Source organism: Sphingomonas sp. ID0503 (assembly GCF_048565625.1).
Lineage (GTDB): Bacteria > Pseudomonadota > Alphaproteobacteria > Sphingomonadales > Sphingomonadaceae > JBLZUR01.
Map to the genome: position 1 here is coordinate 2,038,697 of NZ_JBLZUR010000002.1, position 20,355 is coordinate 2,059,051.

The following is a 20,355-nucleotide window of genomic DNA, read 5'->3' on the forward strand; positions in this document are numbered from 1 at the left end:
TCGTCGGGAATTTTGCGTGTTAGTGCCTGCGGTGAAGCGCGACGCGAACGCAGTGGAGCGAATTTTCCGACATAAGGTCGGGTTTTGGAGAGAGATCGATGGGTAAGTTGGGAGGTAAAGTCGCCATTATCACCGGCGCGGCGCAGGGCATGGGCGCTGAGCACGCACGCCGCTTCGTTCGTGAAGGCGCGAGAACGATATTCACGGACATCAACGAGGCCGCTGGAGCTGCGTTGGAGAACGAGCTCGGCGCGCAATCCCTCTTCGTCCGGCACGACGTTTCCGATGAGGGCGATTGGCAGAAGGTGATCGAGTCCGCAGAGGAGCGCTTCGGGCCGGTCAGCATCCTCGTGAACAACGCCGGCATCCTCGGTCCGGGCGCAAAGGCCACCGAACTGGCGCTGGCGGACTTCACCAAGGTTTGCGCAATCAACCAGACGGCTGTTTTCCTCGGCACAAAGCATGTCATTCCTTCGATGATCCGCGGCGGCGGCGGTTCGATCGTAAATGTCTCCTCGATTTCGGGCATCGTCGCGATCTACGGGACGCCGAACGTTGCCTATGCGGCAAGCAAGTTCGCCGTGCGCGGGATCACGAAGCAGGTCGCCATTGAATTTGGCGAGCACAAGATTCGCGCGAACTCGGTCCATCCTGGCTACATCCGGACCCCGATGATGACGGCGGCTCTGGATGACGATCAGATCAAGGTCGCCAGCGCCTCGGTGCCCATCAAGAGCGTCGGCGAGGTGGAGGACGTCTCCAATCTCGTCGTGTTCCTCGCTTCGGATGAGGCGCGCTTCATCACGGGGTCCGAATACATCATCGATGGCGGTCTTACCGCCCTGTGACATCGGCGCAGGCTGGGGAGTGGCGGCGCGGCTGGCACCTCGTGCTGCTGACAGCCGTGGGGCTGATGTGCGCGCCGACCACCCTCCCCGTTTATACCATCGGCATTCTGGCCGCTCCGCTTCATGCCGAGTTCGGCTGGAGCCAGGGCGCCATACAGGGAGCGATCCTTTTCAGCACGGGCCTTGGTCTCATCGGGGGACCGCTGGCGGGCTGGCTGGTGCGCCGCGTCGGGCTGCGCCCAGCTATCCTTTCCGGCGTGGCAGGCGTTGGATGTGCGCTCGGGCTGGCGACGCAAATGACGGGTGCGATCTGGCATATGTACCTGGCTTATGCACTGATAGCGGTGGCCGGATCGGGGGCCAGCGCGGTCACCTGGAGCAACTTGATCGCCACCCACTTCGATCGGAATCGCGGGTTGGCTCTGGGCATTGCACTATCGGGGACGGGGCTGTCCGCCATCCTGATGCCGCACATCGCCGCTTTCGGTCTTGATCTGGGCGGCTGGCGCTATGCCTATGGCCTGCTCGCGACGGTCACGCTCGCGGCGATACTTCCCCTCTGCTTTGCTCTGCTGCCGGCACCCAAGACGGAGGACAGGCCTGAGGGGAAGCGCGGCAAGGAACACCAGGATGCTATAAACCCTTTGGCGCATGGAAGCTGGCGCTTCTGGCTGCTCGGCCTCTCTACGGCTGCGGTCTACGTCGCTGTGGGCGGATTCATCCCCAACCTTGTGCCGGTGCTGAGTGAGAAGGGGGTGGCGAGGGACGATGCGCTCTCAATCCTGTCATTACTTGGGCTTACGCTGATCGCCGGGCGGATTGCCGTCGGCGCACTGATCGATCGGGTCTGGGCACCCGCCGTGGCGGCTTGCGTCCTCATCCCCGCCGCAATTGGGTGTCTCGCCATCTCGGCGGGTGGACCGATGGTCGTCTATGCGCTCGCCGCAGCGCTGATCGGGATCGCCACAGGCATGGAGTTCGACATGCTCGGCTTCCTGGTCGCACGATACTTCGGAATGTCCGACTACGCCCGCATCTACGGTCGGCTCTACATGTTCCTTGCGGTAGCGGCCGGTGCCGCTCCGCTCGTCTTCGGCACGATGCGGGATCACAGCGGCGGCTATGGCATGCCGCTGATCTTTTCCGCGTTGCTGCTCGTGGGCGGCGCGGCCGGGCTCCTGGGGCTCGGCCGCTACCCGGTCAGCGATCGCGCCGAAGGCTGACGTTCAGTCCTGAGGTCTTGATCTCGACTACCGGCATGGTGGCGACCTGCATCAGCTTGCGGACCTGCTCGAGCTCAGGGGAGGAAAGCAGCGGATAGTCCCGTCGCACCGGGCCGGCCGCCCGCATCTTGTCGATGTCGGCCTGCGGCACCGTGGCGCGCATGATCAGTTCGTCCTCGTCGTCCGTGCCGTACTGCTTCTTCAGGTCCTCAAGGCTGGGATCGGCCGGCGGATTGTCGAGCACCTCCTTGGCGCGCGCGCTTGCCATGATGCGATCCATCACGTCCGCATCGATTGGCGCGACCGTCTCGCCGTAGAACCCTGCGGCATACTGCACCACCTCGTCGGGAACGGTGCCGTACCGCTTCCCCGTCACGATGTTCAGAACCGCCTGGATACCCACCAGCTGGCTGAAGGGGGTCGCCATGCCCGGATAGCCCAGATCCCGGCGCACGGCCGCCACCTCCGCCAGAACGTCGCTGATGCGGTCCGTCATGTTGTGCATGGCAAGCTGGGCCTTAAACGTGCCCATCATCCCGCCCGGGATCTGATGCTCGATCGAGAAGATGTCGTACTCGGCATGCTGGTCGACCAGGAAGCCCGCAGCCTTGCCGACTGCCCGGAAGTGATCGGCGACCGGCTGGAAGAGGCTGGTGTCGAGATTGTGGGTGTGCCCCTTGAGTTCGATGTTGCGGACCATCGTCTCGGTGGCCGGCACCGACGGGCCATTCGCCATCGGCATGCTGGCGGTGTGTAGCACGGAGACGCCAAGATCGACAGCGTCCAGATAAGCCTTGGCCGTCTGGCCGAGCAGGTTGTTCGCGTGGAACTCGATCGGCTTCCCGTTCGCCGCCGCGACGATACCGGGCAGCAGCGTCTGCAGCCGCTCCTTTTCCAGGACCCCGGCCGTATCGTAGAGCAGGATGCTGTCCACATCGGGGCTCGCGGCGAGAACGCGAACCTTCTCGGCGTAATAGGCATCGGTGTGGACCGGCGAGAGCGCGAACATCACCGCGGCCGCCACCCACGCGTCGCTTTCCTTCGCGACCTTGGCGAGGCGGAGCATGTTTTCGAAGCCGAACAGCACGTCGTAGATCCAAAACGAGCGTACCCCATGCGCGCAAAGACGGCGGACCCAGAGGTCCATCAAGGCGCGCGGGCTAACGCTGAACGTGACATTGGCATTGGCGCGAAGCCCCGCGCGAAGCGGCGTATTCGGCATCGAGGCGACGAGGAGGTCCAGGCCCTCCCAATAGTTCTCCTGACAATAGCGGGTGAGCACGTCGAGCATGCCGCCACCGGTCAGGTCGATGGTCTTGAACCCGGTCTTGTCGAGCAAAGGAGAGACCGGCAACGCCATGCCGGCACGCATACGCAGGCCCCAAAGGCTCTGCTGCCCATCCCGCATCGTTTCGTCGAGGAATTCGATATGTGCCATGTTCAAAACTCCCGCCCTTCCCTGGGAAGGGGATCAATCACGAGTTCAGTTAATCTCGATGTAGGCAAGCGTCTGGCCACCCTCGACCAGCGCGCCGTCATCGACGGCGACATGCCGCACGGTGCCCGACAGGCCGGCTTTCACGGAGGTGAACAGCTTCATCACCTCGATCAGGCAGATCTCGGTAGAGGGCTCCACCCGCTGGCCGACTTCCACGAAGGGGGCGGCGCCAGGCTTCGGTGAGCGGTAGAACGTGCCGAGATTTGGCGCCGTGACGGCCACCCAATCGGGATCGATCACGCCGCCACTGGCGCGCTTTTCCCGACGGTCGGGCACAGGATCCACCTTCTGCCCTGCTGCGGCAGGTGCCTGTGGAGGCCGGGCGCCCTTTTCAGGCGCAGCCGGGGCTGCAAGGGCCGACCCGCCATTTGAAGTAGAATCGGGATCATTGGAAAAGAGCAGGCTGATGCCGCCGCCCTCGACCCGGAGTTCGCTCCAGCCCCCAGCCTTGAACAACTCGGCAAGGGCAGCGATGTCGCGCGTTATCTGCTCGCTCATCCCGCTTGCAGTCCGCGCGAGTCATCCATGAGGGCCAAAGTCTGCGCCACCACCCGCTCGTAATGCCAGCTGTGATTGCCGAATGCGTGCTCCAGCACCTTGGCGCGCCGCAGGAAGCGGTGAAGGCCCAACTCCCAGGTAAAGCCCATGCCGCCATGGATCTGGATCGTGTCGTTGCAGACGTCCCGCGCCACCTCGCCGCAATAGGCCTTGGCCATCGAGCTTGCGCGGCTGGCATCCGGCGCCACCTCACCGATTGTCCAGAAAGCGTAATATGCGGCGGATCGGCCCGCCTCGACCATCATCGCCATGTCGGCGCAGCGATGCTTGATCGACTGAAAGGCGCCGATCGCCTGCCCGAACTGGATACGGGTCTTGGCGTATTCCACGGCCGTAGCGAGCATGCGCGCGGCGATTCCGATCGCGAGACCGCTATAGGTGGTTGCGGCGACATCGATCAGGCGCTCCACCGCTGCCGCCGGACGATTACCGCCGAGCACTTCGTCGGACGAAATCGAAACGCGATCCAGGGTGAGTTCTCCGAGGGAAGCGGATGGATCGATGTCCTCATGCGTGCGGACGTGGACTCCTGAGGCATTGGCCGGCACCAGGAGAACGCGCGCCGCGCCCTCCGCCTTCGCCAGAACGAGGAACAGGCCCGCCTCGCCGGAACCGGCGACCAGGATCTTGCTGCCGCTCAGAACGCCCGCTTCGACTGCGGAGCGAACCTCGGCCGGATCATATCCAGAGTCACTTTCCGATGTCGCGATTGCGATCTTCAGCTCTCCGGTGGCGATGGAGGGAAGATACCTGTCCTGCTGGCTCGGAGAGCCATGCCGTACGATCAGATCGGTCGCGATCAGCGTGGAGGCGACCAGCGGCGGTGCCAGCCCGGCCCCGAGCGCCTCGATTGCGAGCCCCAGGTCGAGCACCGAAAGGCCGACGCCCCCATGCTCCTCCGGCACGAGCAGCGAGAACAGCCCAAGCTCGGCGAGGGCGGTCCAGACATCCCCTCCGGCAGCGGCGACGGGATCCGGATCGATCAGGCGCGTGTGGTCGGCAACGAGTTGAGCGACGGTCTCGCCAAGGCTCTTCTGCTCCTCACTGAAGCTAAAATCCACGGAGTCCCCCTCGTTATCGTGGCAGGCCGAGCATGCGCTCGCCGATGATGTTCCGCTGGATCTCCGAGGAGCCGGAATAGATGGTGAAGGCCTTCGACTGGAGATAGCTCAACTGGAAGCGGCCACTGGCGGTACTCAGCGGGTCGTTGCCGCTGATGGGCGCAGTCGGCCCGAGGATGTCCAGCGCAGACTCGTTCATCCGCTGCGCGGCGTGGCTCCAATAGAGTTTGATCAGCGACGCGTCCGGACCCCGATCTTCACCGTTCAGATACTTGCTGAAGGTCCTTACCGCATTCAACCGCATGATCTCGACCTCGGTGATCGAGCGGGCGAGCTTCTGGCGAACCAGTGGATCGTCGATGGCGCTCCCGCCACCACGCTTCAGCTCTGCGGCCGACTCGATGAGCTTGTCGAGTTCCTGCTTGAAGCGGATCTGGCGTCCAAGAGCATCCTCGGGGCCCCGCTCATAGGCGAGTGTCGTCATCGCGATACGCCAACCATCGTTGATGTCGCCCACGATGTTTTCGACCGGAACCTCGACATCGTCGAAGAAGGTCTCGTTGAACTCGTACTCGCCGGAGATCTGCCGGAGCGGCCGGATGGAAATTCCGGGACTGCTCATGTCGATCAGGAGGAAGCTTAGGCCCTTGTGCTTCGGGGCGTCCGGATCGGTTCGAACCAGCGCGAAACACCATTGCGAATATTGTGCGTAGCTCGTCCAGATCTTCTGGCCGTTGACGACAAACTTGTCTCCCCGACGCTCCGCGCGGGTGCGCACCGAGGCGAGATCGGAGCCGGCATTCGGCTCCGAAAAGCCCTGGCACCAGACCTCGTCCGAGGAGATGATCTTCGGCAGGAAGCGCTTCTTCTGGGCTTCTGTGCCGTGCCGCAGGATCGTCGTGCCGGCGAGGTTATGGCCGATGATGTTCAGCCCTTCGGGCGCCATCGCGCGCGCCATCTCCTCGGCGAAGATCGCGCGCTCGATCAGCGTCGCGCCGCGACCGCCATATTCCTTGGGCCAGTTGATGCCGCTCCAGCCGCCTGAATAAAGCTTTCGCTCCCAGGCAAGCCGGAACATCGCCCGCTCTTCTTCCTCTTCGGGCTCGAAGGCGGTTTCACCCCAACCTTGTGGAAGCGCGTCCTTTAGCCAGCCCCGAAGCTCGCGTCGGAACTGCTCTTCTTCGGGAGAATAGTTGAAGTCCACGTCGGGCTCCTCTTAGCGCCAGCTGTCGTCGACCTGGGCCGGTCCGGACGTGAAGTTGGGCTTCCGCTTCTCTCGGAACGCCATGACTCCCTCCATATAGTCGGGAGTCACGAAAGAGATCGTCTGAGCGAAGACCTCATACTCAACCATCTGGTCGAATGTCGCATATTCCGACTTGTTGAGCAGGCTTTTGCTGAGCGCGACCGATGTCGGAGCATTCTGGACGATCAGCGCCGCCATGGCGCGCGCTTCCGTCAGCAGATCGTCATGCGGAACGACCTTGCTGACGAGCCCGATCTCCAACGCCTCTGCGGCATCGACCTTGCGTGCTGTGAACGCCAGCTCCTTCGCGCGTGCCAGGCCCACAGCGCGCTGGAGGAAGTACAAGCCGCCGAAATCAGGAACCAAGCCGACCTTGGCGAAGGACTGGGTGAAGCTCGCCCGATCGCTGGCAATGACGAAGTCACACGCCAACGGTATGTTGGCGCCAGCGCCGGCGGCCGCACCGTTGACGGCGGCGATTACCGGTTTCTCCAGGCGATAAAGAGGTTCCATGATCTCCGTCAGGATCCACCGATGCCGGGCGCTGAGTTGCAGCGGGCTCAGGTCGGTGCGGCGGTTCTTCAGGTCCGCGCCGGCGCAGAACCCACGACCCGCTCCGGTCAGGATGACACAGCCCACCTCAGGGTCCTTGCGCAGCTTGGGAATGAGGTCCTGCAACTCGCCATACAGCCGATCCGTGGTGGCATTCATGGAGTCGGGGCGATTGAGTGTTACGACCGCGATCCGATCGCTCACCTCGAAAATGATGTCCTGATAGCTCATGGTCGTACCTTCAATTCGATGGCGGCTGGGGCGGCACATGCGCCAGATCGCCGGCCGTGGACTCGGGGATCGCGAACCATTCGTCGGGAATGCTGCGCGGAATGCGGAAGTCGTGCGCGGGCACGACGATGTCGCTGTTGTCCAGCACACGCCGCATGGCCTTTTGCCAGTCGCGCTCGCTCTCGCTGCGGATGTTGCCGGTCAGAAACGCTCCGGTGAGCGAGCGTTGGGGCCGATCCGTGGCGCGGGGATCCGCCGGGTACCAGTAGCGATAGTGGTCGCCCAGGTCGGAGACGAGCGCCGCGCGCCCCTTCTCCGTGCTGACGATCACAACCTGCATCCCCTCGGTATGGCTGGGCACCGAAAGCAGGCGGATGCCCGGAAACAGATCATGGTCGCCATCGACGAGCACCAGCTGGTTCGGGCGCTTGCGCGCGATCAGATTGTCGATCGTCGTCTGCCAGTAATAGATCCGCTGCGAGGGCACGGGATCGATGGCGGCCATCAACTCTCGCCGCTGGACCACGACACAGGCGTTCGGGAACAGGTCCAGATTATCCGCATGGTCGAAATGCATGTGCGTCAGGACGACGTGACCGATGTCATCGGGGGTAAGCCCGTGTTCGGCGAGGGCAGAGCGCAGCCCTTCATGCCCACCGCCGGTTCCCTGCACCTTCAGCCGGCGCTCAATGAGCGGAAGGTCCGCCATCCCGGTATCGACCAGGATATTCCGGCCCTCCCCCTGCACCAGCCAGCAATGGATCGGATCGCGCATCAGCGATCCGCCATGCGGCAGGTACAGTTCTCCGACCCGGAGCGAGGAGATCCGATAGTGGGTCACGCGTCGATAACCTCGAAGCGTTCGATGTCGGAGACGCGCCCCTTGCGCTCGCCCTTGGTCCAGACCGCCTTGACGCGCGTGCCTGGCTTGATCGTCTTCTTCGCGGTTTCGAGATCGTCGATCTCGATGACATGGATCATGCGTGTGGAGGCCCCGTCCAGCACAATCTCCGCATAGACATACGGCACCTCCCGGGTCTGACCATAGACCTCCATGTTGATGATCGAGCAGGCGCGGATGGTGCCCGTATCCGCGCAAGCCTTCCACGTCCCTGTCCGGGCATGTGTGACATCGTCGATCTCGCGCGGGGGAAGAAGCGCCGAGTCGACACCCGGGGAACGAACGCCGACGATGGTTCCGTTGGCGCGGATCTCGTCGAACATGCGCCCGTAATAGGGACCATATGCATGTTCGTACTGGAGGGCCATCTTGTAGGGCACGACCTGGACAGGCTCCTCAGTGCCATCGATCGGCCGGACCGTGCCGGCCGGTGCGTCCGGCGCAAGCGTGAAACCCTTGATCGAGAGGACCGATCCCTCGACACCCTCGTCCCATTCAGCTTGGACGCGCTGCCCGACCTCAAGCTTGTCGAAGTCGGCGAGAATGCGATGCGGGAACGTGTTGTCGCAGCCGTCCAGGCGAATGAGGCCGATGACATTGCCGTCGACACGCGTGAACGCGGTCAGTTCGCCGGTCTGCGGCGCCTCGACGAAGGACTCCAGCTCTTCACCGCCGGTGGAGGAGAAATCCTGCGCCGGCGCCTCGACATGGCCCGAAGCGAAGCGCGATCCGATGATGCGCTTGTTCTTCACCTCCGCCAGGAAGGTGCCTGCCGCGCGGCCGGGCGTCAGCGTATAGGGAAGATTGATCTCGCTGTGGAAGGTCGGAAGATCGATGGCATAGCTGTCGGGAGCCGAGTACATCCTGTATCTCCTTACGCGCTCAGCACGGCGCAGCCGCGCAGATTGGCCCAGCCACCGCCGGATTGAACGAGGGCTGTCTCCGCGCCCTTGATCTGGTGCGATTCATTACGACCCATGACCTGGGTCGCAGCCTCGATCAGCCGGATGACGCCGACCGCGCCGATGGGGTTCGCCCCCATGCAGCCGCCGGACGGGTTCACCGGAATATCACCGTCCAGCTGGGTCGCGCCGGAGGCGATCAGGTCCGCCGCCTGCCCCGGCGGGCAGAGACCGAGGCTCTCGTAATAGTTCAGCTCGAAGCAGGAATACGGCTCCTGCACCTCGACGACATCGAATTGGCGGCGTGGATTGGTGATCCCGGCTGCCTGGTAGACCCGCCGGCTGGCGATCGCCAGCGGCTCCGACAGCATGAGAGAACGCTCCGGCGCGTTGTCGGCTTCGCAGCAATAGGCGATCCCGCGGATCCATGCCGGACGACCGGTGGAGTGATGGGCGACCTTTTCCGACGCAAGCACGATGGCCGCGGCCCCGTCCGAAATCGGCGGGACATCAAGCAGCTTGATCGGCCAGCAGAGCGGCTTGGAGTTCAGGACGTCCTCGACCGTGACCTCCTTCTTCACATGCGCATACGGGTTGGCGATCGCATTCTTGCGGTTCTTCGCCGCGACCATCGCAGCCGCTTCTTCGGTATGGCCCAGCACGTCCATGCGCGCCCGCCAATAGGCCGCTGAGAAGCCCATGATGCCGACCGCGAACTCACGACCCCAGAACGGATCGTAGAGCGTCGAGATGGAATATTGCAGCTGGCCCTCGGACAGCTTGTCGTACGCCACCACCAAGGTGCGTTCGGAAAAGCCGCCGGCGACCTGATAGTAGCCGGCCAACGCACCGGCGAAGCCTGCGCCGCCGCCGCTGGTCAGGCGCACCACCGACTTGCCCTGCGCGCCGATCGCATCGACTACCCACTTCTCCGGCTGGTTCACCGCGGCGAAGAGCACGGGGCCTGTCGCGACGACGACCGTATCGATGTCGTCCATGCTGAGCTTGGCGTCGGCGAGTGCCCGATTGACGGCTTCGCGAACGAGGCCCGCCTGGCTGACATCGGTCCGGCGGCGCGAATGATGGGTCTGACCGACCCCGACGATTCCTACGTGACGGCCCATGATCAAACCTCGAGAGTGAAGACGCAGTTGTTCTGCATGCCGACGCCGCCGGCGCCATGAACGACCGCCCGGCTGGGGCTGCCGCCGTCGTAGAGCTCGGGAAGGCTGAGCTGACGCGTCGCTTCCGCCAGTCGAACCAGGCCGGTGGCCATGATCGGGTCCGCTGGAAGGGCGCCGCCCGAACGATTGATCGCTGTCTTGCCCGCCTTGAGAGCCGCGCTCCCCTGACCGGCTTCCGCAAGACCGAGTGCCTCGATCGCCAGAAGCTCGCCGACGACCGACGATCCGCTCACTTCCGCCACGTCCGCCTCGACCGAAGTCCAGCCGGCGTTGCGGTACGCCATCTCCGCCGCAGAGGCGGCCGACGCCAGCTTGCCCGCCGCTCGCTCGGCAAAGCTATGCGTGTCCATCGAGGTGCCCATGCCCGTGATGAACACCGGCGAACGGCTCGCACGGCGAGCAATGTCCTCGCGCGCGATCAGGACAGCCACCGCACCGTCGACCGGACGTGCGAACATCAACTTGGTCAGCGGGGCCGCACCCTCGTCGGAGGCGAGAACCGCCTGCGCATCCGGCAAGTCCTCGATCGGGACATTGCCCGACGCCGAGGCCGCGGACCAGCGATCCGCCACGATCTGCGCCAGATCCTCGCGCGAAATCCCGCTGGATGCCAGATAGCGCTGCGCCTGAATGCCGTTCGCCGCGCGCTGACCGAACCCTACAGGGCGCTGGTAGAAAGGCTCGACCTGCGCGTTCCAATAAAGGTCTACGTTGGACTCGGATGGCTTCGAATAGGCGACGATAAGCCCTAGCGCCGATGAGCCGGCGCGGATTTTGTTGACGCCGTACAGTGCGCCCCAGAGCCCGTCCTCCTCGACGCGCGCCTCTTCCTTGTGATGCGCGCCAAGCGCACCGAGGAATCCGCAGTTCGAGATCGAACGACCGTCCAGCACGTCGCTGCCGGAGTCGATGATGAAGTCGACATCGTCGAGCGTAAGTCCAGTGCCCTTGAACACCGAAGTGACCACCGAGGAGATCAGATCGATATGTTGAGCATTGCTCCAGGCAGGCCGAAGTTCCGTCTGGGCGGTCGCAACGACCCCCACCTTGCTTAGCGCCATCAGTACATCCCTCATCCCAGCGACGCTCGCCCGCAGCCCGATTAAGCGGATTGCCCCTTCGAGATCGGCGCGCCTCGTCCTCCAGTGGTTAGGACGGCGGGAAGAAGCCCGTCAACCGTTTTCGACGTTTTGTCGGATTCTTTCGAAACGCCGAAACGTGCTTTCTCTCCGAAGGGCAGTCCATTCTCTCCATTGCATTTTGCACTAACCCGAAACATCATCGGGACAACGATACGTGAGAGGCGCCGGAATGGGTTTGGATGTGACTGGGCGGTACCGCTACCCGCCGCCCGACCCGAACTGGCTCAGCCATGTGCACGAAGATGTGCTGGAGCCGCATCTTCCGATCATCGACGCCCATCACCATCTTTGGGAACAGGATGGACGTCCGTATCTGTTGGGCAATTTGCTGACGGATGTGCACGACGGACATGCCGTCGCTGCCACCGTGTTCGTGCAGGCGCATTACGGCTATCGGACAGATGGCCCATCTCACCTCGCGCCCGTGGGAGAGACGGAAAAGGTGGCGGCGATGGCCGAGACGGCGGCACGCAGGGGCGAGCCTTGCGACGTCGCCGCGGCGATCGTCGCATTTGCCGATCTTACCCTCGGCGATGCGGTGGATGAGGTGCTGCAGGCCCATCACGAGGCGTCCGCCGGGCGACTGCGCGGCATCCGCCACAGCACGTCGCGCGATCCGCTGTTTCCTGACGGCATCGTTCTTCGTCCTGCACCCGCCGAACTCATGTCGCACGGCGACTATCGTGCTGGCCTCGCCCGCGTAGAGGCGGCGGGTCTCGTCTATGATGCGATGCTTTACCACCGCCAGATTCCCGAGCTGACGGCTTTGGCGCAGGCTCGACCGGGCCTGTCGATCGTCCTGGACCACATCGGCTGCATCATCGGAGTCGGCCCCTATGAGGGCGGGGCCGACGAGAACTTCCGCAGCTGGCGGCGCGACATGGCCAATCTGTCACTATGCCCGAACGTGAAGGTGAAGATCGGCGGTTTCGGCATGATCGTCTGCGGCGCGCGGTGGCATGAGCGGCCTACACCACCCGGCTCGCACGAACTGGCCGAAGCGTGGAGGCCGTATGTCGAGAGCTGCATCGACCTGTTCGGGCCTGAAAGATGCATGTTCGAAAGCAACTTTCCCGTCGACAAGGCGATGTATTCCTACCGGACGCTGTGGAACGCGTTCAAGCGCCTGACGAGTGACCTGAGCGCCGAAGAACGCGCGCGCCTGTTCTCGGGAACAGCCGCGTCCACCTACGGCATTACGGCGCCTGCCACGGCCTTGGCCGAATCACATGCCTAACCGCGTGCGCGCTCTTCTCGACAGGGCCACAGGGACGCCCGACGCGGTCGCCCTCGTAGTGGGCGACACGCGCTTCACCTTTGCCCAAATGGCCTCGGAAGCAGGCATCATGGCCGCCCGGCTGGCTGCGCACGGAATCAAGGCCGGCTCTCACGTCGGCATCCTTCATCCGGCCTCGGCCGATTTCATCATCGTTCAGCAGGCCCTGTTCTGGCTCGGGGCGATCGTCACGCCGATCAACATTCTGTACAAGCCTGCGGAGATCCGGCACGCGGTCGCCTGCTGCAGGCTCGACTATCTGGCGACCTCGCCGCAGTATGGCGACGCACTCGGCACGATCGAGGACTGCATAGTGCTCGCCACGGACGGGCTGAAGGGCGATCTCTCCGATCAGGCCAGGTTCGTTCCGCCGCCGGTCGCCGAGTTGCAGGAAGCCGATCCGGCGATGTTGCTCCTGACCAGCGCCACGACCGGCAAGGCCAAGGGCGTTATTCTGACGGTCGGCAACCTTTCGGCCAACTATGACGCCACGCCGGCCTGGCTGGGCCTCGGACCCGATACCGTCATCCTCTGCGCCCTCCCGCTCTACAACACATTCGGCCTCAACCAGTGCATCAATGCGATGCTGGTGACCGGCTGCCGCATGGTGTTGCTGCCGCGCTTCGACGCGGAGAAGGTCATCGCTAAGATCGCGGAGCACGGCTGCACCTTCCTGCCGGCGGTGCCGACGATGCTGCAGAAATTGCTCGATCATCCTGCCGCCAGCGAGGGGACCCTCGGGTCGCTGCGCACGATCATGACCGGCGGGGCGCCAGTCCCCTCCGCGCTCTTGCAGCGACTCCTGCGGGTGGCGCCCCGGGTGAAGGTTCTCACCGGTTACGGCCTGACCGAGGCGACGGCATTGGTGACGCTCACCCATGTCGAGCTGGACGGCGAAGGCGGGCTGAAGCGCGGTCGCACGATCGGACGGGTTTTGCATGGCATGGAACTGGCGATCGTCGATGAGGAAGGAGGCGAACTTGCCGCGGGCGCCGATGGCGAGATCGTTATTCGCGGCCCGAATGTCACACCCGGTTATTTCGAGGCCCCGGAAGACACCACGATGGCATTGCGAGGCGGCTGGCTGCGTACCGGGGACATCGGGCATGTCGATGAGGACGGGTACGCCTACATCGTAGATCGCAAGAAGGATGTGATCATCCGCGGCGGTCAGAACATCTATCCGGCCGATGTCGAAGAGGTTCTGTATCAGGTTCCCGGAGTCGCTGAGGCGGCGGTGGTCGCGGCGGGTGACGAGATTCTCGGCGAAGTTCCGATCGCCTATGTCGCGCTGAGCGTCGGAAGCCGGATAACCGCTGATCGTATCCTGGAATGTTGCAGAGCGTCCCTGGCCTCGTACAAGGTACCTACCGAAATCCACCTTCGCGAAGAGCTGCCGAAGGGGCCGACGGGCAAGATCCTCCGCCGCGCTCTCCGTACACCTTCCGCCCTAGCCTGATCAGACGATGACATCAGAAGATCAGGCCACCTCATTCTTTGTCGATCTCGGCGGCTCGCGTCGTCATGTGCTCCATTGGAGGCGAGATGGTGCGCCGACGCTGGTCCTGCTTCATGGCATGCGCGACCATGCCCATAGCTGGGACTGGGTCGCTCGCCGCCTGAGCAGTGCCTACAACGTCATCGCGCCCGACTTGCGCGGCCATGGCGACAGCGACTGGTCTCAAGATGGATCGTACAGTCTGTTCAACTATGTCAGCGATCTTGCCGAGATCATCGATACTCTGGGCCTGAACGGCATCAACCTCGTCGGCCATTCACTCGGCGGCCACATCGCACTACGGTTTGCGGCCTCCTTCCCGGATCGGCTGCAAAGCCTCTGCACGATCGAGGGCATCGAATTGCCGATCGTTCGCGAACAACGGGAATCACCTACTTCATATCCGGTAAGGCTTCGGCGGTGGATCGAGGACGAGCGCGGCCGACGCCGGCGCCAGCCGCGCTACTACCAGAGCGTGTCCGAAGCTGCGGATCGGATGGCGGAGCAGAACCCGGGGATCAATCGGGACACCGTCGACCACCTCACCCGCACAGGCCTCGTCGCTGTTGCCGGATCGGGGTTGCGATGGAAGTACGACAATGCCTGCCGCTTCCGTGCGCCCGATGATGCGGACGGGACCGATCTCGACGAGATCCTTGGCGCGATCTCCTGCCCCACGCTTCTGGCCTACGGCGAAAGCAGCTGGATCCCGGTTCCACCGGCAGAGCGCCTGTTGCGTCTGCGATCGCACGAGTTGGTGACCTTCCCGGGTGCGAGCCACTGGCTGCACCATCAATCCCGCGAAGCCTTCCAGACCGTTCTCGAAGACTTCCTGTCCCGATCTTCAAGCTAGGAAAGAGAAACGTTCATGCGTGAAGCTGCAATCGTATCCACCGCCCGCACCGGTATCGCCCGCGCTCACAAGGGAGCGTTGAACGACACCGATGCTCCGGCATTCACCGCGCATGTCGTGAAGGCCGCGATCGAGCGCGCCGGCATCGACCCCGCGCGAATCGACGACGTGGTGATCGGCATCGGCACGCAATGGGGCACGCAGGGCGGCAATCTCGCACGGACATCGATCTTCGCGGCGGGGTTGCCGGACACCATCCCGGGCACGACCCTTGACCGCAAGTGCGGCTCCGGCCTGACCACCCTGGCGTTCGCGGCGCGCGGCATCATGGCCGGGGACATCGATGTCGCGCTCACCGGCGGCGCGGAGTCGATTACCCACACCCGCAACAGTCACGCCCCGACCTACCGCGCGCAGCCCCAGGTCGTCCTCGATGCCAAGCCCTATGCCTATATGGCGATGATCGAGACGGCCGAGATCGTCGCCGAACGCTATGGCATCAGCCGTGAGGATCAGGATGCGATCTCGGCGCTCAGCCACCAGCGCGCCGCAGCCGCAACAGCCGAAGGGCGGTTCGGCGCGGAGATCGTGCCCATCACCGTGCAGAAGAATATCGTCGAGAAGGACGGTTCCGTATCGGGCACGGAGACCGTGACCCTGGCGGCAGACGAGGGGATCCGGGCGGATACGACCGCTGAAACCCTGGCGAGGCTGAAGCCGGTCTGGAAAGACGGCCTGCGCGTCAAGGAGGGCAAGTTCGTCACGGCCGGCAATGCCAGCCAGCTGTCCGACGGCGCTTCCGCCCAGATCGTCATGGATCATGCGACAGCCAAGGCCGAGGGCAAGGACATCCTCGGCATCTTCCGCGGATTCCAGTCGGCCGGCTGCGCGCCCGAGGAAATGGGCATCGGACCGATCTTCGCCGTGCCGAAGCTCCTCGATCGCGCCGGGCTGAAGGTCTCCGACATCGGCCTGTGGGAGATCAACGAGGCCTTTGCCAGCCAGTACCTCTACTGCCGCGACAAGCTCGGCATCGATCCGGAGACGATCAACGTCGATGGCGGCGGGATCGCGCTCGGCCATCCGTTCGGCATGACGGGCAGCCGCCTTGTGGGTCACGCCTTGCTTGAAGGCCGTCGCCGCGGCGTACGCTGGGCGGTCGTGTCGATGTGCGTTGCGGGCGGCATGGGCTCGGCCGGCCTCTTCGAGATCGTCGGATAGGAGGACCGGCGTGATGGCGATGCGCTTCGACGACGATGTCGTTGTCGTGACCGGGGCCGGCCGAGGCCTTGGTCGGGAATATGCGCTCGCCTTCGCAGATGCCGGTGCCGCGGTCGTGGTGAACGATCCCGGCACCGAGCCGGACGGCCGTGGCGGCGAGATCTCCGTCGCACAGGCGGTCGTCGAGGAGATCCTCGCCAGGGGAGGTCGAGCCATCGCGGACGGCAACTCGGTCGTCACGCGCGCGGGGGCGGAGTCCTGTCTCGCAGTGGCGGTCGAGACCTTCGGCAAGGTCACCGTGCTCGTGAACAACGCCGGCATCATCAGCTTCGCCAAGCTGACTGAAATCGATGACGATGCATGGCAGCGCATGATCGACGTGTCGTTGACCGGCACGTTCCGGATGTGCCGCGCCGCCTGGCCGCATATGGCTCGGCAAGGGCATGGCCGGATCATCAACACGACGTCGAATGCCGGCTTCGCGGGCAGCGAACAGCTCGTCCACTACGCAGCCGCCAAGCTGGGCGTGGCGGGTCTGACCAAGGCGCTCGCGCAGGAGGCGCTCGGGACCGGCATCACGGTCAGTGCCGTCGCGCCGATGGCGATCACGCGGATGAACCGAGAAGCCTTCTTCGGCGGCCACGCTGTCGACGAAACCGATTGGAAGAGCGACATCCGGGAAGGTCGTGCTCCGATCGGACCGGCGAGCGTCGTGGCACCGGCTGTCCTCTGGCTTGCGCACGCGTCATCGAGGATCAACGGTCAGATTTTCAGCGTCTCCTCGGGCAAGGTCGCGCGGGTCGGATTCGTGGTGGAAGGCTGGTTCGATCCCGACCATTCCGCGGAGGACCTCGCCGAGCATGAGGCACAGATAACAGAGCTGCGTAGTTATCAGGAGCCGTCTTCGACAGCTGAGGAACTGACCTATATAGCGAGAGCTTTCCAGGTGTGCAGGGTAGACCTGTAGCCACGCAGGGGGGTGGACCGCATGAAGGACGACGCCAACTACAGCATCGAATTATGCCCGACACAGGGCCTGGTGAGAATGAAGCTGACCGGATATTGGGACGATGAGACTTCCGAGCGCTTTGCTACAGAACTCCGGTCCGCGATCAAGAAGCTTGAGGATGTTGGCGTGGGAAGGGGCGAGTACCTTCTGTTCGCAGACCTGAGTGAAAGCGCCATCCAGTCCACGGGAATGGCGGATCAGTTAAGGAGACTGGCTCAGGATTTCGGGGCCAACGCCAAGCGTGTGGCGGTGATTGTCTCGAGCACTCTTCTCAAGCTGCAAGTGGGAAGAATGAGCAGCGGAATAGACACCTATCGGGTTTTCGGCCCGGAACAGGCGAGCTTAGCCCAAGGCTGGCTTGTCGACCCAGCCGCCGGATGAGCCGACGGATGGAAACACGAGTGTTCGGGGATGCCGAAATCTGACGCCTCGTCGAGATGACATCTAGGCCGCGTCGCGCCTTCGGCAATCCCGCAGGTCGGCCAGGCCCTTGCCGGCGAGGAGCGCGGTGCTCAGCAGGTCCCAGTCGGCGATGCCCCAGCGTTCCGGTGCCTCGCGGTTGAGGATCTGGTCGCCGCCGCGCCGGCCCTGCCCCACCACCAGATCCTCCGGCGCCACGATCGCGCGGTCCATGATCGAGTAGAAGGCGCGGACGCGGGTGCTGGTCAGGTCCTTGCCCGCCGCGCCGAGGACGATGCCGAGGCGGTTCGAGCGCAGGCGGACCAGCATTCCCACCGGGTAGATCGAGATCGAGCGGAGGAATTTGGACAGCAGCTCCTCATCGAAATGGCCCTGCCACGCGACCATGCGCGAGAGCGCGTCGCCCGGCTCCCACGCCTCCTTGTAGACGCGGGCGGATGTAACCGCGTCGTAGACGTCGCAGATTGCCGCCATACGGGCGTAGAGGCTGATCTGGTCGCCCGCCAAGCGGTAAGGATAGCCGGTGCCGTCCACCTTCTCGTGATGGTGGAGGCAGACGTCGATAGCGATGTCGGGCACCTGCCCGCTCTCCAGCAGGATGTCACGGCCGCGCTCGCAATGGCCGCGAACCTGGTCGAACTCGTCGTCGGTGAGGCGACCGGGCTTGCTGAGGAGTTGCTCGGGCACCGCCATCTTGCCGATGTCGTGGAGGAGGCCGGCCATGCCGACGTCGCGCACCACGGCCTCATCCATCTCCATCTGCCGCGCGAAGTTAACCATCAGCGCGCAGACGGCGACCGAGTGCATGTAGGTGTATTCGTCCTTGTTCTTCAGCCGGACGATGCCGATCAGCGCATTGGCATTGCGGGTGACCGAGGCGGCGATCTCGTCGACCAGCGGCATCAAGTCGCCGGCGCGCACCGCCTTGCCGAGCCGGGCCTCACCGAAGAGCTTCAGCACTTGCCCCTTGGACTTGGCGACGATCTGCTTGGCGCGGGAGACCTCTTCGGCCGCCGAACAGGGCTGCTGAAGGCCAAGGCGCAGCGACAATGCGGTCGGCTCGCTGCCATTGACCGCCGAGCCGACCCGTGGTCGAGCCGGGGTGCGCTGGGTTGGAGCGGAGGGGGTGTAGGCCGGCGCCTCATCCTCCACGCGTCGCGCCGTGACGAGGGGCGCGTCGGCCGTGTCGAGGCCTTCGTCCGTGTCAATGATGACGCCAGAGACACCGCTGCCGCGCACCTTCGCCACATCCTTCGGATCGGTGAGCAGGAAGCTCTTCCGCCAGAAGGGGTGCGACAGCCAGGACCCTTCGAAGGAGCGGATGAACATGCCGAGCCTTACCTCGTCACAGGTAATGCGCTTCAGCATGAGGGAATCGTTACGCTCCGGATCGAACTGTCAGACGGTAGAGCTTAGGGCGCTCATGGTTGAGAAGTGGTGAAGCTTCCTGTCTTTCAGGGTCGCCGCGCATAGAGCGCCCGCATCGCCGCCTCCAGCATCGCGCGGTCGACGCTGCGGATGACAGTCTGCTCGCGCTCGCCGAGTTTCGGGCGGTAAGCGGCGGTCCAGGACAGGGTGTCGCCGTAGCTGGCGCCGCCATCGGTTTCGAAGTCGATGTAGAGCCGCTCCTGCTCGGTCACGATCTCCGGATGGAGCCACACCATCGCGGCGAGTTCGTCCCACATCGGAAAACCTGCTTCGATTGACCGGGCGAGCGCGGCCGTGAGCGGCGTCTTTGGCAAGGCGGCGATGAACTCGGCGGTCCATTCGGTGCCGGTGGAAGGATCGACCGGAACCATCGTCACCTTGGCGAAAGGCGCATGGGCGACGATGCGCGCCGCCTCCGGATCCCAGCGGATGTTGAACTCGCGACGCGGCGTGTTGACGAACTCGCGCGCGAACTCGGCGGCGGAGCGGGTGGCGAGGCGCTGTCGCGGGGCGAGGCTGCCGCCCATGTAGACCAGTTCCCTGATGTTCGCCGCGAAGCTCGGATCGAGGCTCTGGGCGATGGCGATGTTGGTCATCGGGCCGGTGGCGATCAGGGTGATCTCATGCGGATGCTCCCTGGCCATGCGGACCAGCCAGGCGGCGGCGATCTCCGCCGAGGGCCTGGTCGTGGGATTGCCCTCACGCAGATCGGGCACGACCTCCGGCGGGTGCGAGGGCGGCTTCGACTGCAGCGTGTCCTCAGCCCAGTCGCCGGTCCACGGACCCTTGTAGATGAGCCGCCCGTGCAGCCCCTCCCAGGCGCGGGTGCGCGCCTCGTTGTTGATGAGCGGGTAGACCGCGCCGGGGATCACCGGAACACGCGCGTCGACGATCTCGACGGTGCGCAGCGCATGGGCGGTCGCGGTGTCGCGCCAGACCGATCCGCTGGTGGTGGTAATGCCGAGGACCCGCACGTCCGGCGCCTGGAGGAGCAGCGCGGGCGCGCCGTTCATGCCGATCACGTCATCGTCGATGATGACGAGGCGGGGTGCGGCGGCGGTCACCGTCGGGGCGAGAAAGGCGATTGAAAGCAGCAGGATAGCGCAGGCGGCGGATGCTAAGTTGCGTAAGTTGCGGCTGGGAGAGGGTGCCTCGCCGCTTCCGCTTAGGTTCGGAAGTTGCGAAAGTTGCGGCTCGTGACGGGTGCGCGCACCACGCTGATCAATGCTGGGTGGTGTCGGGCGGCGGAGGGGGAGCAGGGTCGCGGTCATGTCGGGGAGTGGCATAGCCGAAGAGCGTGCCTG

General features: G+C 64.4%; 19 protein-coding genes. 8 read left to right on the plus strand and 11 right to left on the minus strand.

What is annotated here, in order from left to right; translation table 11 throughout:
• Positions 1–98 precede the first annotated feature (98 nt).
• Positions 99–848, plus strand: coding sequence for a glucose 1-dehydrogenase (locus tag ACM608_RS10940; RefSeq protein ID WP_419683250.1), 750 nt, complete (start codon positions 99–101; stop codon positions 846–848).
• Positions 845–2,071: an MFS transporter gene (locus ACM608_RS10945; RefSeq protein ID WP_419683251.1), complete on the plus strand. Its 1,227-nt coding sequence runs from the start codon at positions 845–847 to the stop codon at positions 2,069–2,071. Before ACM608_RS10940 ends, ACM608_RS10945 begins: the two co-directional genes overlap by 4 nt.
• Here ACM608_RS10945 and ACM608_RS10950 read toward each other — a convergent pair.
• The 9 genes from ACM608_RS10950 to ACM608_RS10990 form a co-directional block, all read right to left on the minus strand.
• The gene (locus ACM608_RS10950; RefSeq protein ID WP_419683252.1) at positions 2,049–3,509 is read right to left on the minus strand and encodes a pyruvate carboxylase; all 1,461 of its coding nucleotides are present in this window, start codon (positions 3,507–3,509) and stop codon (positions 2,049–2,051) included. The two genes, ACM608_RS10945 and ACM608_RS10950, sit on opposite strands and share 23 nt — an antisense overlap.
• Before the next feature lie 45 nt (positions 3,510–3,554).
• Positions 3,555–4,067, minus strand: a complete 513-nt coding sequence (locus ACM608_RS10955; protein ID WP_419683253.1) for an acetyl-CoA carboxylase biotin carboxyl carrier protein — start codon at positions 4,065–4,067, stop codon at positions 3,555–3,557.
• Positions 4,064–5,188 (minus strand): acyl-CoA dehydrogenase family protein, encoded by a 1,125-nt coding sequence (locus ACM608_RS10960; protein ID WP_419683254.1) that lies wholly within the window; start codon positions 5,186–5,188, stop codon positions 4,064–4,066. Before ACM608_RS10960 ends, ACM608_RS10955 begins: the two co-directional genes overlap by 4 nt.
• Before the next feature lie 13 nt (positions 5,189–5,201).
• Complete coding sequence (locus ACM608_RS10965; RefSeq protein ID WP_419683255.1) at positions 5,202–6,392, minus strand: acyl-CoA dehydrogenase; 1,191 nt, start codon at positions 6,390–6,392, stop codon at positions 5,202–5,204.
• Positions 6,393–6,404: 12 nt separating this feature from the next.
• Complete coding sequence (locus tag ACM608_RS10970; RefSeq protein ID WP_419683256.1) at positions 6,405–7,217, minus strand: enoyl-CoA hydratase/isomerase family protein; 813 nt, start codon at positions 7,215–7,217, stop codon at positions 6,405–6,407.
• 10 nt (positions 7,218–7,227) lie between these two features.
• Positions 7,228–7,992, minus strand: a complete 765-nt coding sequence (locus ACM608_RS10975) for an N-acyl homoserine lactonase family protein (RefSeq protein WP_419683257.1) — start codon at positions 7,990–7,992, stop codon at positions 7,228–7,230.
• Positions 7,993–8,054: 62 nt separating this feature from the next.
• On the minus strand, positions 8,055–8,981 hold the full coding sequence (locus ACM608_RS10980) for an OB-fold domain-containing protein (RefSeq protein WP_419683258.1): 927 nt from the start codon (positions 8,979–8,981) through the stop codon (positions 8,055–8,057).
• An 11-nt stretch (positions 8,982–8,992) separates the two neighbouring features.
• Positions 8,993–10,144, minus strand: a complete 1,152-nt coding sequence (locus tag ACM608_RS10985; RefSeq protein WP_419683259.1) for a thiolase C-terminal domain-containing protein — start codon at positions 10,142–10,144, stop codon at positions 8,993–8,995.
• A 2-nt stretch (positions 10,145–10,146) separates the two neighbouring features.
• Positions 10,147–11,265, minus strand: a complete 1,119-nt coding sequence (locus ACM608_RS10990; protein ID WP_419683260.1) for a thiolase C-terminal domain-containing protein — start codon at positions 11,263–11,265, stop codon at positions 10,147–10,149.
• A gap of 250 nt (positions 11,266–11,515) precedes the next feature.
• Here ACM608_RS10990 and ACM608_RS10995 point away from each other — a divergent pair, with 250 nt between their 5' ends.
• From ACM608_RS10995 to ACM608_RS11020, 6 genes are read left to right on the plus strand one after another with little or no spacing between them, the layout of a single operon-like run.
• Positions 11,516–12,583, plus strand: a complete 1,068-nt coding sequence (locus ACM608_RS10995) for an amidohydrolase family protein (RefSeq protein ID WP_419683261.1) — start codon at positions 11,516–11,518, stop codon at positions 12,581–12,583.
• Positions 12,576–14,081 carry a class I adenylate-forming enzyme family protein gene (locus tag ACM608_RS11000; protein WP_419683262.1) on the plus strand — a complete coding sequence of 502 codons (1,506 nt, stop codon included), beginning with the start codon at positions 12,576–12,578 and terminating at the stop codon, positions 14,079–14,081. The genes ACM608_RS10995 and ACM608_RS11000 overlap by 8 nt, the downstream gene beginning before the upstream one ends.
• A gap of 7 nt (positions 14,082–14,088) precedes the next feature.
• Positions 14,089–14,973: an alpha/beta fold hydrolase gene (locus ACM608_RS11005; protein ID WP_419683263.1), complete on the plus strand. Its 885-nt coding sequence runs from the start codon at positions 14,089–14,091 to the stop codon at positions 14,971–14,973.
• A 15-nt stretch (positions 14,974–14,988) separates the two neighbouring features.
• Entirely contained in the window at positions 14,989–16,194 is a 1,206-nt protein-coding gene (locus ACM608_RS11010) for a thiolase family protein (RefSeq protein WP_419683264.1), read from the plus strand.
• A gap of 13 nt (positions 16,195–16,207) precedes the next feature.
• Positions 16,208–17,161: an SDR family NAD(P)-dependent oxidoreductase gene (locus ACM608_RS11015; RefSeq protein WP_419683265.1), complete on the plus strand. Its 954-nt coding sequence runs from the start codon at positions 16,208–16,210 to the stop codon at positions 17,159–17,161.
• Positions 17,162–17,182: 21 nt separating this feature from the next.
• On the plus strand, positions 17,183–17,584 hold the full coding sequence (locus tag ACM608_RS11020; RefSeq protein WP_419683266.1) for a hypothetical protein: 402 nt from the start codon (positions 17,183–17,185) through the stop codon (positions 17,582–17,584).
• 63 nt (positions 17,585–17,647) lie between these two features.
• On the opposite strand, the gene ACM608_RS11025 is transcribed toward ACM608_RS11020, so the two are convergent.
• Both ACM608_RS11025 and ACM608_RS11030 read right to left on the minus strand, forming a co-directional pair.
• Positions 17,648–18,991, minus strand: coding sequence for an HD-GYP domain-containing protein (locus tag ACM608_RS11025; RefSeq protein ID WP_419683267.1), 1,344 nt, complete (start codon positions 18,989–18,991; stop codon positions 17,648–17,650).
• A gap of 86 nt (positions 18,992–19,077) precedes the next feature.
• Entirely contained in the window at positions 19,078–20,322 is a 1,245-nt protein-coding gene (locus ACM608_RS11030) for a nucleoside hydrolase (protein WP_419683268.1), read from the minus strand.
• Positions 20,323–20,355 lie beyond the last annotated feature (33 nt).

Coding starts and splice junctions, on each gene's coding strand:
- ACM608_RS10995 (WP_419683261.1), top strand. CDS start 11,516: ATGGGTTTGGATGTGACTGGGCGGTACCGCTACCCGCCGCCCGACCCG.
- ACM608_RS10990 (WP_419683260.1), bottom strand. CDS start 11,265: ATGGCGCTAAGCAAGGTGGGGGTCGTTGCGACCGCCCAGACGGAACTT.
- ACM608_RS10975 (WP_419683257.1), bottom strand. CDS start 7,992: ATGCGCGATCCGATCCATTGCTGGCTGGTGCAGGGGGAGGGCCGGAAT.
- ACM608_RS10950 (WP_419683252.1), bottom strand. CDS start 3,509: ATGGCACATATCGAATTCCTCGACGAAACGATGCGGGATGGGCAGCAG.
- ACM608_RS11005 (WP_419683263.1), top strand. CDS start 14,089: ATGACATCAGAAGATCAGGCCACCTCATTCTTTGTCGATCTCGGCGGC.
- ACM608_RS11030 (WP_419683268.1), bottom strand. CDS start 20,322: ATGACCGCGACCCTGCTCCCCCTCCGCCGCCCGACACCACCCAGCATT.
- ACM608_RS11025 (WP_419683267.1), bottom strand. CDS start 18,991: ATGCTGAAGCGCATTACCTGTGACGAGGTAAGGCTCGGCATGTTCATC.
- ACM608_RS10970 (WP_419683256.1), bottom strand. CDS start 7,217: ATGAGCTATCAGGACATCATTTTCGAGGTGAGCGATCGGATCGCGGTC.
- ACM608_RS10985 (WP_419683259.1), bottom strand. CDS start 10,144: ATGGGCCGTCACGTAGGAATCGTCGGGGTCGGTCAGACCCATCATTCG.
- ACM608_RS11020 (WP_419683266.1), top strand. CDS start 17,183: ATGAAGGACGACGCCAACTACAGCATCGAATTATGCCCGACACAGGGC.
- ACM608_RS11010 (WP_419683264.1), top strand. CDS start 14,989: ATGCGTGAAGCTGCAATCGTATCCACCGCCCGCACCGGTATCGCCCGC.
- ACM608_RS11000 (WP_419683262.1), top strand. CDS start 12,576: ATGCCTAACCGCGTGCGCGCTCTTCTCGACAGGGCCACAGGGACGCCC.
- ACM608_RS11015 (WP_419683265.1), top strand. CDS start 16,208: ATGGCGATGCGCTTCGACGACGATGTCGTTGTCGTGACCGGGGCCGGC.
- ACM608_RS10955 (WP_419683253.1), bottom strand. CDS start 4,067: ATGAGCGAGCAGATAACGCGCGACATCGCTGCCCTTGCCGAGTTGTTC.
- ACM608_RS10940 (WP_419683250.1), top strand. CDS start 99: ATGGGTAAGTTGGGAGGTAAAGTCGCCATTATCACCGGCGCGGCGCAG.
- ACM608_RS10980 (WP_419683258.1), bottom strand. CDS start 8,981: ATGTACTCGGCTCCCGACAGCTATGCCATCGATCTTCCGACCTTCCAC.